Consider the following 18,249-nt stretch of genomic DNA (forward strand, 5'->3'; position numbering starts at 1 on the left):
TTTACAGAATTAGGTCGTCCTCATACCCAAGTTGTCACTTGAATTCTGTTCAAATGAGCAGAGTGTTATCTTTTAAATCTTTGTGCAACAAAGCCTGTGCAACCGATGAATCTATGGATGATGAAGAGTTCCGTAAAATCAAAAAAGATTCAACAACATTAATTAATTACTATTGGGATATTTGCACAAAAAATATACCTAACAACCCATTGTTTGCAATTGAAAATCAGTATGTTGAGGGCGATCGTAAGCTTGTAGGGTTTAATTTTGATTTCCTTAGAAAAAGAATTCACAAATACATTAAACATCCCGTTGCTACTAAGATTTTTAAAAACCATGCATATGTAAGAACTATTTTGTGTGAGGTTGTATTAACAGCAAGACAACTAGGTGTAATGCCACCAACAGATATACGCTGGTTAAAACTATACAATCGAACTGCATACGCATTCATACAGAATATTGGTAGACCGTCTTTGTTTAGTGAGGGTTTAGGTCCAATCTCGCATTATCTAATTGAGGTGAAATTAGGGAAGCCATTAGAAGAGCCAGACTTTAACATTGGCCTTGTTGGTTTTGAATACGAATTATTGAGTTTTGCCATGACTGAAGCTAGACAAAAAGCTGCTGAAGATGTGAACAGTATTATTCGAGTAGTAGAGTTTACGGACAAGGAATTAAACAACGGATCTTATAACTCTAAAAACAATGATAAAGATGATTTTAAGTATAGTGACGATCATGTTTTTGATATGGTGAGCGTAGAAATACCACAGGATGAAATACAAAAAAACAAGCAAAAAGGGTTTTAGTCTTAAACTTATAAGTTATAATTGACCGGTATTAAAACACCGGTCTTTTTTATTTAACTATTTTTTTAAAACCATATTTTAACTATACTGCTAAAACATGGCTTAAAAGGTAATACTCTAAAATGCTTTTAAATAATTTCACTAAAATAGTAGCAAGTTGCGCTATTAGTATTATTACAATCTCTACTTACGCTGCACCATCTCAGGACCTTACTTCTAAGATGCAAAAAATGGGCAAAGTAAAAGAAGTTAAACCCTTTAGTGGAGGTTTAACTTCTTGGATTCTTGAGGCACCTAATGGGAAAAATGCGGTGTTTTTTACAACATCCGATGAAAAAGTCATCTTACATGGTACAGCTTGGGATTCTGCTACTAAAAAAAATATATCTGAGCCTCTTAAATTAACTGCAAAAAAAATGAATACACCAGCACGACAACCAACAGCTTCCGTTGGGAATTTGGCCAGTGCATACAATCATCCAGTCTTTAAAGCTGTAAAAACGCTTTCAGGGTTTAAAGAGGGGAAAGCGAATGATAACAACACTGTTTACATCATTTACGATCCACGCTGTAAATATTGTCACGAAACATTCAACCTTTCTCGCTCATACGTTAAAAGCGGTGCAACTATTAAATGGATTCCAGCTTTAGTTCTAAACCAAAGTGAAAACGGAAAACAATTAGCAGCTGGAATTCTTCGTAAACCATCTGAAGATACTATTAATAAAACCTTTAATGGAACAGATGAAGAAATTAACTCAATTAAAGTGATTCCTACACCACAGGAACTTGCTGAGTTGGATAAACACTTAGGCGCTCTTCAATCTATCTTCTTCTATCACGAAGATATTGTTGCAATGCCAAAAGAAGATCGTGAACAGCGAGAAGCAATTCGTAGCGCTGGACAAAAGCCACAGCCACTAACTGCTGGTGTACCAGTTGCTATCTTTGTAAATAAAAAGACTGGAAAAGTTGAAGCTCGTAGAGGAACTTCAGAAACAGCCACTCTTGACTATATTTTCAAATAAGAGGGAATTGAGATGAACAAAACTCAATTGAAAGCTTTCCAATCGATTGTCGGAAACTTTTCACCTTATTTCTCTAAGATAAACAATGAGTCTATGTTTTTAGATTCTGACCTTTCTGGAGATACGGATAGAAATCGCCAGGTGAGCATCTTCAATATAGATGCAAAGGCCACGGATCTACTATTAACGATCAAAGGATTTGATCAGGTCGAGAATAATTTGTTTAGAGGACAAGTTTTCTTAAAGTCTGACGAAAACACAGAAATTCTTATAAGTGAGCCATGCTATTACTTAAACAAAAGCAAGGTTCGTTTCAGTACATATGAACTTCAGAGCTACATAAAGGAAGTTTGGCATCAAGCTCTAAATGAATATAAGGCTGATGTTACAGACAGCCCTATACGTTCTAATGAAGAAAAATACAGCTTATCTTTAGCAGATAGATTCTCTAGTTTTAAAACGTCTTGGCCAGCTATGGGCATTGTAGCTGCAGTAGTTGTTTTTGCTGGAGGCGGTTACTTTTTAGGTTCAGGTACTAATGAGAAAAATGCATCTTCAGAAACAAGTTCGCAACAACTAAGCACATCTGATAACCCTGAACTTGACGGTAAAGCCTTGGCTCTTAAAAACATGGGGTTAGATCCTAACTCAATGGCTTTTGATAACTCATGCTTTCAAGAAAAATAAGGTGAAATATCTATGAGAGCTAGACGAATAGAAAACCTTGAAGCATTACAGCTAAAGGCCTCAGAAATAGCACAAATAACCGTTAAAGAGTTGGAAGCACGACACTATTTAGTTTGGTGGTTGAGCTCATATGACCGAAACATGAAACGTGGCTATAACAATGAAACCATTTGCTTAAGCACCTATCAGGTGAATGAGTTTTGTTTTTCATATGCAATCACAAGCGAAGTTGAAAAGTTTTATTTACTAATACAACCCGAAAATTGGTTTTTAAATGATTTAACTTTCGAGTCTGCTTCTATAGATGAAAAAGGCTTAGTTTTAAATTTAGCTGAAGTAAATGATCAGTTATTCAAGCTGTATATATCGCGAATGCAAATCAGATTTAATCTTGATGAAATTCATGCTGAACGTTTAACACACGCAAAGAAATATGCAAAAGAACTGGTCTTTATTCAATACAACCCACAGAAAAATCAGGTCATGAATGTAGGTGTTTCTATCAATTTAGAAAACAACACAATCACTCGAAAATCATCAAATCAAACGGCAAAAAATAAGCGCTTGAAAGGGGCATTCTAATGAAGAAATCAAACTATTTTAAGGTAATTGGTGCAATAGCAGTTTCAACAGTTGTTTCACTTGCTTATGCTGGCTTTACTGAAATTAATAGTTCTGGAGACATTGTATCTAAAGACAGTGCAAATGCTTTACGCACCAGTTTTTCAACACCAAATCAAAATATACCAGCGCCATTACGCACATATTCACTATGGGATAAGATCTCAGAGACAACCAAATATAATGGCACAGTACAACCAAAGCCAACACCTGTTGCAATTGAGAGTACATCTTCTCAAGCACAAAATATTCAAAGCAAGAGCAATATTAATGTGGCTAACATAGAGAGCCAACAGGAAATCAAAAGATTACAGGCAGCACTAAAAGAGAAAGAAACTGAGAATAACAAGCTCAAATATTCAAACCTTGAGATGCAAGTGCAAGTAGTTGAACTAAAAAGCGATATAAACGAACTGAAGCAACAAGTTAACTTTTTAGCAAGCCAGATGCAAATTGTTGAAAGCGATGTGCTTGTAATGAAAAACAAAAAACCAAGTTCTTTTTTAGCACGAAATTAAGCAATGGTTGTGAAGAAAATTACTCAAAAACCTACCAGTGAACAGCAACGAGCAATTGATAAAGCAACACGACTAAAAACCAGTTTTAAATTGATTGCTTTTGCTGGTACTGGTAAGACTACGACATTGATCCATTGTAGTAGTGCTTTGCAACAACTAGGTAAGCTTGGACTATATCTATCATTTAATAAAAAGATGGCAGATGAAGCTAATCAAAAATTCGCTGAATATGGGCTGAATTCAGTCACATGTTCTACATTCCATTCTCTAGCTTACAGAAATATACCTGGTTGGCTGAAAAATAAGATTAACAAACCTACGTTACTTCCTAAAGATATTGTTCAAAAGTTTAAGCTTGAAAACATTCGATTTCAGTACAACGGGAAAAACCGACAACTCACCGATCTAACATTAGCGCTGATTATCCTTAATACATTACGTTATTTTTGTATGACAGTGGATCAGACTGTTACCAATGATCATGCTTACATAGCTTTAAAAGAACAAACATCAATTAAGCGCAATGACGTTCTTGAAGATAAAATCACTTCAATTGCGAAAATGATCTGGAATGATGTAGTTGATCCAAACGGTGATTATGGTATTACACACGATTACTATCTCAAGTGGTGGGTACTGCAAAAACCACAACTTGATTTTGATTACGTGATGGTAGATGAAAGCCAAGATAGTGACCAATTAATACTAGACGTACTCAAACGTCAAAAAGCAAAAGTTATTTTTGTTGGAGATCCATACCAAAGCATATATGGCTTTAGGGGTGCGAAAGATATTTTACAGAACCTAGATCTTGAAGCATTGTACTTAGAACAGTCGTTTCGGTTTGGTAATGCAGTTGCAGATATAGCTAATCTACTTCTCAATAAACTTTTTGGTGAAACCAGACAGTTAAAAGGTTTACCAAGTAAAACGTCAAAAGTTACCACTTTCAGTACATCAAGTTATGCACCATCTTCATTGAACGCGATTATTTGTAGAACAAATGCTACGGCTTTTGAATACTTTTTTAAGTTTCATGGCTACCTTAATGGCGAAAAGAAAATACGTCTTGAGGTTGATGGAAAGCGCAGTAAAGATATTTTCAGTGGGATTTTTCAACTGAGAGCAAATAAACGGCCAACGTGTAAAGAGCTTCAAAACTTTTCTTCCTACCAAGAGCTTGTGGACCATATACAAGTGTTTGGAGAAGTGGAGGGGGCAACTACAGAATTAAAAACCTTTCTGGATCTAACAAACCAATACTCATGGCAAGTGATTGAGTGGGCGTTAGAAAATAGTATGGCTGATGATGAAACTGACCCAAAAAACACTTTGGTCATTAGCACATCACACAAGAGTAAAGGTTTAGAGTGGGATAATGTCCTAATCGCAAAAGGCTTTAACTATAAAATTCTCGATAAAAAGCTAATGATTTCTGCAGATGAAAAACGGCTGTTGTATGTGACCGTAACACGAGCCAAAAACATATTATTTACAGATGGCATTAATGATTTATTGGAACACTTAAATTCAAAAAATACGGAGATTTCAAATGCCTAATCAAGTTGAAGTTCTGCAAAATAGAGTGTTTCAGGCATGTCACAATGCTAGTTATATTCGCGGAGAGTTTCATCACGAACCGTATATCATGGAGCTTGTTAAGAAAAAGGGCTCACAGGTCGCAGATATAATCACACCACTTCTTGAAATGTTTCATCTAATTGAAAAGGAAACAAAGTCAATCTTTAGTTTCACGGAAGATTTTAATTTCAAGCAACGCCATTTTGAACCAGGTGTTTATCTCAAAACTAAAGAGATATTAAATGGTGTAGAAACGTTCGATGGCCTGGCTATCGTTGATATTCCTTCAGGATCTTTTAGAAGCATTGTCATAGATTCAGGCGGTGGAATTGCTTCAAGTAAACATACAATTGAGCAGTTTAAGGAATTAAAGGGGAGATATTTAATTCCATTTTATTTTGATGGAATATATGTGCACCCTCACTGTTATACATATTTTTTCATCGAAAATGATATTAAGAGGGTGATGCCCCTTGAGGCTTATGATTCAAGCAAAGTAGGAAATGAGCAAAACATGGGCTTGCATTGGGTAGAAGAAGCAATTGAATACGGTAATCTTCACTTTGGGTTTGAAGTTGAAACACCAGATACCGAAACAATTATAGAAAAAGTCTAAAACCAAACGACAAAAAAGGGCATCTTATAGATGCCCTTTTTATGTTTTGAAATTAATAAGAAAGGTCGATTGCCACTTGTGCTAAAGATGTAAAAGCAGAGGATTCACACATAAAAGATTGACGAATAAAAAACGATGGATTGTATGAGCTCACCATAGTTTGACTATCACAGTTTTGGCTAAATTTAATATGTTGTGTATTGATTGCTTGCCAAGCTGCAGCATTCTTTTGACTTTCCGCACGAACGTCTTTGATGAAACGTGTTAATGATTGGTTGTATGGTGTATTGCACTTAAGTTCTGGTGAACCGTACTCAGAATCACGCGCTTCATTATAATTAAACACGCATTTTTGATACTCAGCTTGTACCTTGTTATAAGCTTGAATAGCTTCAGCTTTGGTCTTATAACCAGCGTTGGCAGATGACGTAATAATGGTAGCAGCACATAACAAAGCTAAACTTAAAAACTTTTTCATAACCTGATCCTTTATTACTTCATTAATGCCGGAATAAACATTGCCCAACCTAATTTATTGGTCGCTTTACATTGCATGCTTAGTGTTTTGTACTTTGCAGTCTGGCCAGCGTATAACTGATCGCAGTTAGCAAGTAACTGAGTAAAGTTTCGATTGTGATCAGCTAGAACACGCGGAGCTTCTTCATTATTAATATATTTAGAAGCAAGGCTACCAAGCTGACTTGCGCGGTTATAAACATTTGTATAGCAATTTAGGTGTTTTGCATCAAATGGATCGTTAGAAACCGCAGCACATTTAACGTTTACTAAGCGCAGTTTTTCAAGTTCAGCACGAATAGAGTCTGAGCTAGTATTAGCACTAGCATTAAAAGATGCACATGCTAAAAGGCTAAAACCCAATAAAGACAAAAATCTGTTTTTCATAATATTTCCTTTAATTGCTCTATTAAGGGTATTCAGAATAGTAAGGGCATAAACGCATAACAATACCTTCAAATGTAACGGCTTCAGCTAAAGTCACAACACCATCTCGAGGGTTTCTATCGAGGTTTCTGTTCGCATTATATTCACGACTAGGGCTTTTATATGGTCCACCTAAAACTAGAGCATAAAACCCAGCTATTGTTTTATTATTATAGTCGCTTTTACGTTGTCGTGCTTTTACTGCAAGATATAAATCTAATAATTCGACTTGTTGTTGAGCACTCAGTGTAGTGATTTGCTTAGGGTTTGATTTAATTGAAGCTGGTATTCCTCTCGCTGTTAAATCTGAAGCATTAATATCTGTTATACCAATTTTAGTCCATTGACTTAAACCATATGCACCAGCGTTGTTGTCAATTTTAAGATTAAAACCGGCAGATTCAAAACCAAGAATAGCTGCAACGTCATTAGGGTTATAACCATGTTTTAAAGAAACACGTTTAATACCATCTTTAACCGCACCAAAAGCACCTGGTATACCCCAACCACATTTACGATCTGGAGTACCTTGTCCACCTTTTAAGATTTGTGCATCTGAATAAACTTGCCCGTTTCCACCTTCCTCAAAAAGCTGTTTCATTTCAACTACTGCTACTTCAGGAATAACAGTTGGTTGTTCAGCTTTCGTATAAAGTTCATCTACACGGCCAGAATAGCGTTGAGTTTCTGACGCTGTATAAGCTGCCAAAAGAGCCTCTAAGCGTTCATTTTGTTTATGGATCTCTTTAGTCAAATAGTTTTGTGCATTGATAATGTTTAGCTTTTCAATCAAAAGCCCCATCATCGACATAGTTGCTAATTCATTAAACCATTTAGAGTTGCCATAACGTCCAGTACCAATGTTTTCAATTAATTCTGCTGGCGTAGAATTAAGTGCACCAATATCAAAACCCACATCATCAGCCGTACCACCAAAAATAGTTCTAGGCGGTGCATATTGAGCAACATCATTTGCATAAATGGTACCGCTTGCAGCTGCTTCAGGTGAGATAGTACCGTCAGCAATCATTTGAGCGACTTGCACTTGTGCAGATCCATAAGCATCCATCGAAACATCGCCACTAAATGCAAGTGCTGGAAGCTTTTTGCCTTGTTTTACTGCAATGCCATCTACCGATGAAGAAACGGGGAGGGTGATTCCTGTTGATGATGAATATAAGGCATTCCATTGAGTCCTAATGGTGTTACCCAAGTACGGTGTGTATTTGTTTTCTAATGCTTGTCCTTGTGGCGAGACACTAATCACAACGTCTTGAGGTAAATATGGCGTAGGATCTGTTAACTTATATTCAGAACTACCCACATATGGCGCAGATCCTTTAACGCGTTGCTGAAGTGCAATGGATGGATTTTTAAAAACTTGATCTAAGTTTTTATTCAGCCAAACATCTAGCCCACGTTTTGCCTTTACACCATATTCAATGTGCAAATGCACGGCACATGAACCACAGCCTTTATTTGACATGTGTGCGATGTTTTGACCAGCTTGAATACGTTGACCAGGGTAAGCGTTATATTTTTTTTGATACGATGGATCAGTATGGCGATACATGATTCGATCGCCAGTATCCATCTGCATAATTAGTGGGTTAGTGGTTGATTGGTTGCTTGCACCAGATGAACGTGTGTCATAAGAGACAATAGAACCTGAACCAATTGCTTTAAGTGTAAGGTCATTAGGATTCGCACGACTAATATCAATACCGTTATGACTACCAGCAGCGCCCCCTCGCAAACGAAATTCACCAAAACGACCAGCACTACGGCGCCCATCATTCGGCATGATCGAATATTTATGGAAAATCATTTTTTGAGCGTTGTTAGGAACTTTTGCCGTATTAGCATTTGTAGCGGTTACGTTTTCAGAAATAGGATCGGCGTTAGCGGTATAAATAAAAGCCGAACAAGTCACTAAAATTGCGACTTTAATGCCACAGCTCAAGGGCTTTAATTGAAATGAGGGTTTAAATTTCATAAGTGAATCGCCAGGCTTAAAGGAAGTTCTTAAAATAAATTAACTTCTTATTAAATGTCCCTAATAGCTAAGTGGACGGATTAAGTATATACGATTAAATACTTATTTTATACTTTAAAAAAAGTTTTTAGGTTTTGTTTTAAGATAGTATATACATATAGCGTTAATCTTATTGATAGGTTTAAGAATAAGGTTACATGGTTTTAATATTTTAATTTAATAAAAGTAGTGAGGTATCTAAATATGTTAAATCACGCACACGTTTTAAGCGCTACTTTCGACCAAGCGATTGACCGTGCTTCAATGGGATTAGACTTTTTAATCCAAAACAAAGTACACATGAAGAATGAAAATGCCTTGTTAGCTCACATTGAAATGCTAGAAAACAGAATCAAAGGTATTACAAATCAGTACAACGAATTGGTTACTGAAGCGAACGCACACATTGATGACGTTACAAGCAAGCACAATGAGCTGGCGAACAAGTACAACAATGTTTGCGCCCAAATGAAAGCAAAAGACATCGAGCTTAATAACAAGCAAATTGAGTTAGAAGAAGAGCGTATCAACAACTTTGACTTACTTGTGCAAAACCGTTCATATAACAATTTGAACCGTGCTTACAGTCATGCAGTTGGTCAGCTAGAGAAAGATCAACAGCAACTTGTTAATATCGGCGTTCGTAGATTTATTTTTAACTCTACAAACAAAAACAACATTCAGAAAATCAACTTTTAATTATGAATATTTTGATAAAAAAAATGGTGCTTATAAAGCACCATTTTTTATTGTCTAGATTTTAAGGTTTACCTTTAAACTTAGACAGAGTTGAACTTAAACCTGAACGCACACGATTAGTCATAGTGCTACGGCCAGAAATATTAGATTTCTTGGTTGCACTAGAACTAGCACCAAAACGTGCATTAGGAGTCGAACCAGTACCATACGTATAGCCAGTACCACTTGCAACATTCACACTACCGAAAGTAGAACCAGTCTTAGATGCTGATGCTTTAGCTACACCACGATTAAACGTAGAAGCTGTTTTTCCGTAAGCATTTGCACCATATAGACCACCACCAGTAGTAGGCGTATTATTTGTACCACTTACACTTGTAGCACCCATACCGAATGTAGATTGACCTTGGCTTGGGGTAGGTGATGTTGGTTTAGCACCAAGACCAGTTCTACCACCCGTACCACCAGTGACACCACTTGGAGTAATACCACCTGTACCACCAGTTGCAGCGCCAAAAGAAGCGGATCTAGCTGGCATGTTTACAGGGCTATATGCAGTCGTACTACCAGTACCGCCTAATGTATTACCACCTGTACCACCATTGCCACCACCACCACCTTTCGGATTATTTGGACCACCCTTACCACCATCAGGACGTCTACCAGGCGGTAAAGGACGGCGAGATGCTGGAGATGGACCAGACAACGTACTTGCAGCGCCACCAAACTTTTGAATAGCTTCTTTTGAGTTTGTTTCACCCCACTGACCGCCATTCAATCCAGAACCAATCCATTGTTGTACTTGGTCAGCAACACTAAATACCAACCCGTAAATCAGGTAGATCGCTGAAGTCATCAAGAATAGATATAAGAAGAACTTCCAGATAAACGTAATCAGCTCAGTAAAGATAACTGTAAACGTATTAGATGAATAAGCGATGCTCATTGCACCTTGGTAGCTAAAGAACATATCAGTAAGCGTAACAAGAGCTGGCCCGATAATAATTTCAGCCATCCAGAAACCAACAATGATAAATATTGGTCGCATGAACAACGTTAATACCGTGACATAACCTTGTGTTTGGCTACCGACAAAAGTACGCTCAGGGATCATGTGCATTAGCGCCCATAAAGGCAAACCACACACAGCGTATAGGATATGGATGATCCAACCTACACAAGCTAGACCAAAGAAGATCATTGGCATATATGGAATAACAACCGCCATCCACACACCAAGAATCGTCAAATACGTTACTAGCTGACCAAGGATAGGAGCAAAGATATTTTCAACGGCATATTCTAAAGCGTTGGTGCCTTCTTCAGTTACGCCCTTAAGCCCTGGTACCCATTGAACAAGAGCAGAACCAGAACGAGCAGTAAGCACGACTAATTTCATGCCGACAACAGTACCTTGAGCCACAGCTTTATAGACTAAGATTGCTTCACCAGTATCTTGAATATTACGGATAACATTCGTATTGCGGTGCAATGTAGTAGGGCTGATATTTGAGCTTGACGAATTATTATTTAATAATTCCGCATCGCCTTTTTCACCGACCAATACACCCATTACCAATGATTTAGTAATGTTTGTTGCCCAAGCAGAACCATATGCCGAAAACTTTTGATCGATGTTGGATACTTTGTTTGAGTCACCACCATCGGTAGACATTGATATTAAGTTGGTAGAGTCGGCAATATCGCCGTTTGCCACCCAATTATTGTTGGATGTAATGCTACCAACAGCATTATCCATTGCAACATAAACGGTGTTATAAATTGCTTCACCTTTTGAGTTGCTCATGATTGCTGAATTCAGTGTAGGAGGGCTGAACGTCCACAAAGGTTCAGTAATATACTTCTCAACAATAGCGCGATATTGACCTACTTTAATACGAGCTTCAGGCGTCATCATCCAACCGCGCTGATTTAGCGTATTAACAACAGTTTGAACCGCAGTATAGCCATTTTCAGAAGTCAGAACATTATTCGTTACGGTATGACTCTTATTCACATAATTATCAACTAGCGCATTGAAAGCATCCATAGCAGCTTTACTAATCGGGAATGTTCCTTCCTGTTCAGTGGCATTAGGGCTTACTTGATATGCGATATACCACTTTTCTAAATCGATAAAGAATTGACGATATAGATTGTTCTTTTCTTGTTGTAACTTAGCTTGAACATTTGCCAAAGCAACGTTGATCTTGTTTTGATCTGATTGGCGAAGTTTATAAACAGGAATGTCCATTAACTCAGCATTAACCGCAGCTGGATTAACAACGTTCATTGAAGCACCGCCACAGATCGGCTCTTTTTTGCCCCCAACTTCTAAACGGCTGTCAGCGTAAGCGAAGTTATAAGTAACAGATGTCCAGTTACTTGCAGTTTTAGCGGTTTTATCAATGTAGTTTTGCTTTTTCTCTACTGCAGTCATGCTAACACCAGGATTAGCATTCGCCCCATAAGCACCATCACTAAAATAGCGCCCGAATGCTGGCGGTAGAGTATAAAACTCTTGGTTTAGAACGTTAATACAATGCAACTGGCGAAGCATAACAGGCGCATTTTTCCTAAATCCAAAGATGTCACGCTGATGATCGTGCGTATCTGACAAACTAGCCGAAGCCATTAAGGATTCGCCTAACGTTCTATTATTAATTGTATTGGATACATTATTTGACCATAGCACCATACCTAGCACGACTACTTGAATGAAACAGTAGCCGGACGCCGTAGGTAAAAGTAAAATAATCGAATATAATATTCGGGAAAACATCGTAGTGACTTTTGAATCTTTCCCGAAAGCTTCACCGTCCTGGGCGCTTTTCAAAAGTGCTGTTAAACCAATACCGATCGCAAAAACCAAAACCAACGACATTGCCACACTAGCTACACCGCCTAATAATATATTAGTGAGTAAACCTGATGATGGTACTGTCGAGGCTGGTCCAGACGCATTGATAAACGCATTGATGAAGTCGTGTCCAAAGATAGATGAGAGAAGAGTAACGGCTTGGTCGCCATCACAATTCGGATTTGTCGATTGACAAAATAAACTCATAGCTAACTCACCGTTTTTCTTAATGCTTCTTATACATCGCTTACTTAAGACGACTAAAAGCAAAGTGTTATAAATTACAAGTTAGACGTTTAACTAAAAGGCTTAATACCTTTTAACCAAAGAATCATTAAAACCATTTTATTACAAATAACAATGGTTTTTAAATTAGCAATAATGTACCACAAAACTGTTATTGGTATATACAGAAAGTTTAAACATGACTTGCTAATTGTTTTAATGATTTAGTTTAAATACAAGAGACTATTATGGATAAAGCAAAGTTTACATCTCACTTAATTTTACTGTCGGAAATTAAGAAATCTGTATCTAAAGATATGGGGAAAGATATAACTGTTTTAGAGTTATCCTACATACTCAACCAAAGCATAAATCCTTTAATGGCAATAACTTATAAAGAAAAACTAGATAAAATAAATACTTTTGAATTAGATCCTATTGAAGTTCTCAAAAAACGGAAGAACCTAAAAATATTAAAAGTATTAAACCTCATGCTTACGTTAAATCTAGACAAAACCATTAAAAAAGACGATATAGAAAGTTACAACGAGTATAAAGACAAGTTTTTAGAGAACATCGCAACAATAGGTTTAGACAGATTAGAGCAAGAAGCGTTAAAGGTACAAATTGAAAATTTATTGAAGTATAATTGGGTATCTTAATACATCTCTTAATTTTAAGATTCTGACTTTAATAAAGGGTTTAAGCCAAATGGAAAACATACAGAACGAAGAAGATATACTTCAAGACGCGACCAGAGCCGTTTTTAATTGTGGCACTAGTTTTAGTGAAGCTAAAGTAGTTTCCCTTACTGACGAGTTTAACCCACAACCTACACTACAAACACAACGAACCAACCTAAAATATATCTACGACAATAAACTACCGAATGAAATTGGACGTCAATTAGCGCAAGAACCAGAATACCAAGAAGAAACACGTTCATTACTTGTTGGTCACTTTAAAGAAATGGCTCTAGAAGATTTAATTGAGCAGCAAGATTACCAAAACCGCTACAAACAAACAGATCCAGAATTGGACCAAGACAATGAATCTGAAAACAATATGGATAATGAATACACATCACGCCCACCAGAGCCTAGACCTTGGTAAGCCTAACCATTAAAAAGAAAATGCCCGAATGATGGGCATTTTTTATATCTACGTAATATCTAGCTTCAAAAGTTCAGATGGATCTATGCGCTGACGGAATGAACATGCGAGTTCTTTTACAATTTGATTTTGATATTGTTTGCGGTCGAATGTGTCAAAAGCTGAAACCTCAATTTCAGGATCAGTGATTGCATTTAGAAGATCCTTGGTTGCATTGAGTGATGCTGTAGGACAAACATAGATAAGGTTAAGCACTGAAGTACGAAGCAAAATATCTAATAAGTGATATTTGGGCGGTTCCAGTTCCTTATCTACATTAGAAAAGTAGTTCACAAGATAAATGTCATTTGATAAATGCAGATTGATATTGTCAATGAGATCTTTGGTAACACCGTCAAGAATGCCATTCACCTTCAACAAAAGTTCAGTGTTTTCTATGTCTTTAATTTTTTGCGTATCGACACGTTCATTAAATAAGTTGTTTAGATTTCTCAAAAACTTTGGTTGTGGCGCCGTAGTTTCAAAATACATCTGATTTTTAATACGGTTCTTCATGTAAGTTTGGATCATCTTAGCTTCAGAAGAAAGAAACTCAATCTTAAACGTGTCGTATGACACTAGATCAATAAATACTTGCTGGCCAGCACCCGACTTAATATCAAACCAGTTCATAAAAATACTGGCTTTGAGTGATTTCAATTGTTTAAGAATAGCCGTCTTCTCAAAATCATTCATATTGAAGTAGCTACTTGAAAAAGTATCGAGATAAAACTTCCATTTATCTTGCACTATATTCCACGCTTGATTAATAGAAATGATTGGAGCATCTATAATTTCATCTTTGATGAATTTTGACAGCTCATATAATTCATTTAAACGTGCTTGGTAGTTGAAGTCTTGAGTAATCACATTCTTTTCTGATGTTGTGGACTCAGAATCCTCAAGATCCGCACCAACCAATAAATAAGCATCGGTTACTTTTGGTGTTTCCTTATTTGACGGTGCTGGTACTGGAGCACTAGAAAGTTCAGTGGAAAAAGTTTCATCATCTTCCGCTGGCGTATACGGCGGTGTAGTCTCTTCATTAGGAGAACGTGCGTCTGTACGTTCAGCAAAAAAGTAAAACAATTCTTCTTGCGGTGCAACTTTAAACGGCGTCACATTATTATTGATGATTGCTTTTACAATATGGTTTGCCAGTTTAAGCGTGTAGGATAGGGCATGTATATAAAGCTCTAATGTTGCAAAGTTACTGGTATCAACTTCATTAGCACCAAACCAAGATAGGTTACGCAGTTCAAGCCAGCTCGTGAAAGAAGCGTGAGAGCTATTAAAACTTAGATCTACGGTCTTGGACAAATAGATAAAAACGCAAAACAAAAACCTATTTTTGTACTCATACTTAAATACATCAGAATCGGTCCAGATCTTATTCTCAATGAGAGCAAGAATGTAATTTAAAAGCTCATGGTGTTTAATCGAATCGATTAAGTTGTCTGGTAATACTTTTAGTTTATTAAGGTGTGGTTTTACAGGTGCATCATTGGATGGTTTAAGGAAGTGGTAGAACAAGTTAAATGTTTGCGTATCATCTATATCAATTACAGGTTCATAATCATCTTCATCTACGTTATTTAGATCCTGTTGAATATCGACTATTTGCCCGGTGTGACCTTCTGAACGGTCAATCTGGCAGATACTAAAAAGAACAGGCAAAACCCCGACAATATTACGGTTGTCAATTGTTTGATAGTGGGTATCAAAAAATATCGTATCAGCTAAAAACGTACCTTTATGATAGTTGAGAAAGAAGAATAGTACGTTATTTAAAGAACGGTGATTTTCACCAGAAGAGGTGTTAGAAGTAGCGTTAAAGTCATCGAAAAAAACTAAATTTGTATCCATCTAAAAATACTTTAAACCACACCCTTAAACTATTACTAATAAGCATATAAGTTTTAAGAGAGGGTTTAAAGTTAATTTTAAATATATTTAATGGAGTTTAAGACATGGGGCTTTGTAAGCGCTCTACATTTGATGAAAGGTCAGAAACATCTTGCTCTAAAGTCATTGCCTGGTCTATCGCACGTTTCATTAAATATTCTTGATTAATTTCTTTAGGCTCTTTACGAGTAGCATTCTTTTGTTCTTCTTCTAATTTGAAACGTTCAAAAGCGAAAATAGAACGAATAATACATAAGCTATCTTCAAGTAGGTCTGAATGCACTTTAGGAAAAATTAGATCAGGATCTAAATCAGATGCGACTTGGTTAAACAGCATAAATTGATCGCGATGTTCGATAAGAAATTCATCATATGTACCGAACTCAGATTCGATCATATCTGGACAATTTGCGAGAGTAGAGACTTTCGTATCTTGTGATAACAGAATTGAATCACCTGATGGCGCAACTAAAGCATGAATAGGTTGTTCTGCAATAGGAGCCAACAACACTACAGTAAATGGGCGTGTTTGGTTTTTCATGGTTAGTCCTAATTAATATAAAAAAAGCTTTGGCCAAAAAGTCTATTTTGAAATTTTGGTAGGTTAATGGAATCGAATAGAAGGTCCGTCTCTTTAGTACACTTCTGATTAATTAGATAAATGATATTTTGAAGAAGTGCAATTAATTTAAATGGACTGTTGTATTCATTGAATATGGGTGCAGCAATGCAAAGAGTCTTTTTTCTATCGGTTGATAATGCCCATGGGTTCACCAGGGTAAAGCTCACCTTGGCATTATTATGTTCAATTGGTCGTGCATAAATATCAAGAACATCGGATAAAGTAGATACCTTTAATTCTTTTGAAATGTCAGTAAGAATCTCACTGACTTGAAGCGCTGTTTTATCATGAATATCGCTTATAGTGATGCAAACACCACTATTACTATTCATTAAATTTGCATAAAGAACTTCAATAACCATGGACTCGTCTTTGGATAAATCCTTTAAATTGGCATTGACTAAATCTATGATCCGATCTGATTTTTGTTCAAGTTTAATTTGAAGCAAAAGCGGTTCATTCTTTTTTGAAACAGGGAGTACTTTATAATCGCTAAGATTGTAATTTAACCGCTTCATTTCAGTAATCAGTGTTTCTTTGGCATTATCAAAAAGCTTCTGATCTCTCTTGGTTAAACCAATAACAAAATTTGTAGACATGAGTATATTCATGATCCACAAAGCAGTAGATAAGGATAAAACACTATCCTTAACAACTTCTGAATCTGAATCAGAAAACCCAGATATTTGCTTGATTTTGTCGGTTATCGAAATCATGTGAACCCTTGTTTAATTCGGCATTTTCATCTGAAACTTTGTCAAAAAGATTAGTTTGATTAAGTACGTCTTGGATATTTTTTTGTGGATCATCACTGAGTAAACATTGGAATAGGGCGCTAATTAAAGTAGCAAGTGATGTTCCATAGTCATTGGTACACTTGATTAACTGGCCAGCATCTAAGCAAATTGGTGTTTCATCATCATAAAGCAAGTGTAATTCTGGTGATTCAGCATAAACCAACTTTACATGAGTATCCGTGATGATTAACTCAACTTCTAAGTACTCATTATTTTCAACAAAATATTTAAAGCGCAACATCAATGCATCATCGCCACGTTCTATATATACAATTTGTCGATCGGTCGTATTGGTATGGCTGACGAATCTATTCTCTTTTGTGATCTGATCAATGTAGTTCAAAAAGATGGTTTTGAGTGACGCACTTAAAATACCTTTGGCAGCGAGTTCACTTTTCAAGTAAGGCAGAAAGTTTTCAAGATTTTCATGCAATGGTTTTTGCATTCGATCATCTCCAATGGGATTAATAAAAGGGCATACACATCAAATGTACAGCGACTCAGTTATGACTATTTCGTTACAACAGTTACTTAAAAGACTGCAGACTGTTTGACTTATAAAACTGATACTTTCGCCACACTTTTAATTCAGAAATATCTAACTTGTTTCTAAATCAATATGGATTTATTTGATTATAAAGCCACATTGAAAGTTTAAATATTTAAAAATTATTTTTAGTATATACCTAAATCTAAGATTTAAAATGGATCTAACTTTTAACTGGCAAACTTTGTTGCTTTGGTTAAAAGGGTTAAGTCTTCATGGAATTGATTTTTTAAAAACCCATAGTTAAAAACGTAACTAATAAAGGTGAAAAACTCTAATTGGTTCGGTATTTTGTCTTCAAGAATACTGACCTCTAATTGCAATGTTCCTGTTGCACGTTTCTTAGAATGAAACTTAAGACCATCAAATGTTTGACCGTAATAAGTTGATATTTCCAAGAAAACTAAACGGAAAAAATAAGGGAAGATTTGAGAAACAACACGCTCAGGATCATCAATTTGAGTTAAACGTCTACCGTTGTGATATTTAAACTTAATACCATCAGCCATACTTTTTTCTACCAACAGGCGAATATAGGCATGACTACGAGTAATCATGCTTTTAAGTGGCGTTTTTGCTTCATGAATATTTTCGTATTGCAT

General features: G+C 36.3%; 19 protein-coding genes. 10 read left to right on the forward strand and 9 right to left on the reverse strand.

What is annotated here, in order from left to right; translation table 11 throughout:
• From F938_RS01580 to F938_RS01610, 7 genes are all read left to right on the forward strand, one after another.
• Nucleotides 1-812, forward strand: an 812-nt coding sequence (locus tag F938_RS01580) for a secretion/conjugation apparatus DotM-related subunit (protein WP_228129502.1), incomplete at its 5' end; no start/stop codon positions are given.
• A 122-nt stretch (nucleotides 813-934) separates the two neighbouring features.
• Complete coding sequence (locus F938_RS01585) at nucleotides 935-1,840, forward strand: hypothetical protein (protein ID WP_005028646.1); 906 nt, start codon at nucleotides 935-937, stop codon at nucleotides 1,838-1,840.
• A 12-nt stretch (nucleotides 1,841-1,852) separates the two neighbouring features.
• Entirely contained in the window at nucleotides 1,853-2,527 is a 675-nt protein-coding gene (locus F938_RS01590) for a hypothetical protein (protein ID WP_005028648.1), read from the forward strand.
• Nucleotides 2,528-2,539: 12 nt separating this feature from the next.
• On the forward strand, nucleotides 2,540-3,109 hold the full coding sequence (locus F938_RS01595; RefSeq protein ID WP_005028650.1) for a hypothetical protein: 570 nt from the start codon (nucleotides 2,540-2,542) through the stop codon (nucleotides 3,107-3,109).
• Entirely contained in the window at nucleotides 3,109-3,666 is a 558-nt protein-coding gene (locus tag F938_RS01600; protein WP_005028652.1) for a hypothetical protein, read from the forward strand. Before F938_RS01595 ends, F938_RS01600 begins: the two co-directional genes overlap by 1 nt.
• Nucleotides 3,667-3,669: 3 nt before the next feature.
• Nucleotides 3,670-5,226, forward strand: coding sequence for a UvrD-helicase domain-containing protein (locus tag F938_RS01605; protein ID WP_005028656.1), 1,557 nt, complete (start codon nucleotides 3,670-3,672; stop codon nucleotides 5,224-5,226).
• Nucleotides 5,219-5,863: a hypothetical protein gene (locus F938_RS01610; RefSeq protein WP_005028658.1), complete on the forward strand. Its 645-nt coding sequence runs from the start codon at nucleotides 5,219-5,221 to the stop codon at nucleotides 5,861-5,863. The genes F938_RS01605 and F938_RS01610 overlap by 8 nt, the downstream gene beginning before the upstream one ends.
• 52 nt (nucleotides 5,864-5,915) lie before the next feature.
• Here the strand turns inward: F938_RS01610 and F938_RS01615 are convergent, their stop codons facing one another.
• The 3 genes from F938_RS01615 to F938_RS01625 are packed head-to-tail and all read right to left on the reverse strand — an operon-like array spanning nucleotide 5,916 to nucleotide 8,801.
• Entirely contained in the window at nucleotides 5,916-6,341 is a 426-nt protein-coding gene (locus tag F938_RS01615; protein ID WP_005028662.1) for a hypothetical protein, read from the reverse strand.
• A 14-nt stretch (nucleotides 6,342-6,355) separates the two neighbouring features.
• Nucleotides 6,356-6,766 carry a hypothetical protein gene (locus F938_RS01620; protein ID WP_005005820.1) on the reverse strand — a complete coding sequence of 137 codons (411 nt, stop codon included), beginning with the start codon at nucleotides 6,764-6,766 and terminating at the stop codon, nucleotides 6,356-6,358.
• A 22-nt stretch (nucleotides 6,767-6,788) separates the two neighbouring features.
• Nucleotides 6,789-8,801: a peptidoglycan DD-metalloendopeptidase family protein gene (locus tag F938_RS01625; RefSeq protein WP_005028664.1), complete on the reverse strand. Its 2,013-nt coding sequence runs from the start codon at nucleotides 8,799-8,801 to the stop codon at nucleotides 6,789-6,791.
• A 243-nt stretch (nucleotides 8,802-9,044) separates the two neighbouring features.
• On the opposite strand from F938_RS01625, the gene F938_RS01630 reads away from it, so the two are divergent.
• The gene (locus tag F938_RS01630) at nucleotides 9,045-9,539 is read left to right on the forward strand and encodes a hypothetical protein (RefSeq protein WP_005028665.1); all 495 of its coding nucleotides are present in this window, start codon (nucleotides 9,045-9,047) and stop codon (nucleotides 9,537-9,539) included.
• Nucleotides 9,540-9,600: 61 nt separating this feature from the next.
• Here F938_RS01630 and F938_RS01635 read toward each other — a convergent pair whose 3' ends face one another.
• A complete protein-coding gene (locus tag F938_RS01635) occupies nucleotides 9,601-12,606 on the reverse strand; it encodes a DotA/TraY family protein (protein WP_005028667.1) in 3,006 nt (1,001 codons plus the stop codon).
• 266 nt (nucleotides 12,607-12,872) lie between these two features.
• On the opposite strand from F938_RS01635, the gene F938_RS01640 reads away from it, so the two are divergent.
• Both F938_RS01640 and F938_RS01645 read left to right on the forward strand, forming a co-directional pair.
• Nucleotides 12,873-13,286, forward strand: coding sequence for a hypothetical protein (locus F938_RS01640; RefSeq protein WP_005028668.1), 414 nt, complete (start codon nucleotides 12,873-12,875; stop codon nucleotides 13,284-13,286).
• A 49-nt stretch (nucleotides 13,287-13,335) separates the two neighbouring features.
• Complete coding sequence (locus F938_RS01645) at nucleotides 13,336-13,737, forward strand: hypothetical protein (RefSeq protein ID WP_005028669.1); 402 nt, start codon at nucleotides 13,336-13,338, stop codon at nucleotides 13,735-13,737.
• 48 nt (nucleotides 13,738-13,785) lie between these two features.
• Here F938_RS01645 and F938_RS01650 read toward each other — a convergent pair whose 3' ends face one another.
• The 5 genes from F938_RS01650 to F938_RS01670 all read right to left on the reverse strand — a co-directional run bounded on the left by F938_RS01650 (nucleotide 13,786) and on the right by F938_RS01670 (nucleotide 18,249).
• Nucleotides 13,786-15,642, reverse strand: coding sequence for a phosphohexomutase domain-containing protein (locus tag F938_RS01650; RefSeq protein WP_005028670.1), 1,857 nt, complete (start codon nucleotides 15,640-15,642; stop codon nucleotides 13,786-13,788).
• 97 nt (nucleotides 15,643-15,739) lie between these two features.
• Nucleotides 15,740-16,222: a hypothetical protein gene (locus F938_RS01655; protein WP_005028671.1), complete on the reverse strand. Its 483-nt coding sequence runs from the start codon at nucleotides 16,220-16,222 to the stop codon at nucleotides 15,740-15,742.
• A gap of 8 nt (nucleotides 16,223-16,230) precedes the next feature.
• On the reverse strand, nucleotides 16,231-16,902 hold the full coding sequence (locus F938_RS01660; protein WP_010591245.1) for a hypothetical protein: 672 nt from the start codon (nucleotides 16,900-16,902) through the stop codon (nucleotides 16,231-16,233).
• A 70-nt stretch (nucleotides 16,903-16,972) separates the two neighbouring features.
• The gene (locus tag F938_RS01665; protein WP_005028673.1) at nucleotides 16,973-17,545 is read right to left on the reverse strand and encodes a hypothetical protein; all 573 of its coding nucleotides are present in this window, start codon (nucleotides 17,543-17,545) and stop codon (nucleotides 16,973-16,975) included.
• A 272-nt stretch (nucleotides 17,546-17,817) separates the two neighbouring features.
• Nucleotides 17,818-18,249 (reverse strand): hypothetical protein, encoded by a 432-nt coding sequence (locus F938_RS01670; RefSeq protein ID WP_005005806.1) that lies wholly within the window; start codon nucleotides 18,247-18,249, stop codon nucleotides 17,818-17,820.

The sequence above is a fragment of the Acinetobacter bereziniae LMG 1003 = CIP 70.12 genome (genome assembly GCF_000368925.1).
In the GTDB taxonomy this organism is placed as follows: Bacteria; Pseudomonadota; Gammaproteobacteria; order Pseudomonadales; family Moraxellaceae; genus Acinetobacter; species Acinetobacter bereziniae.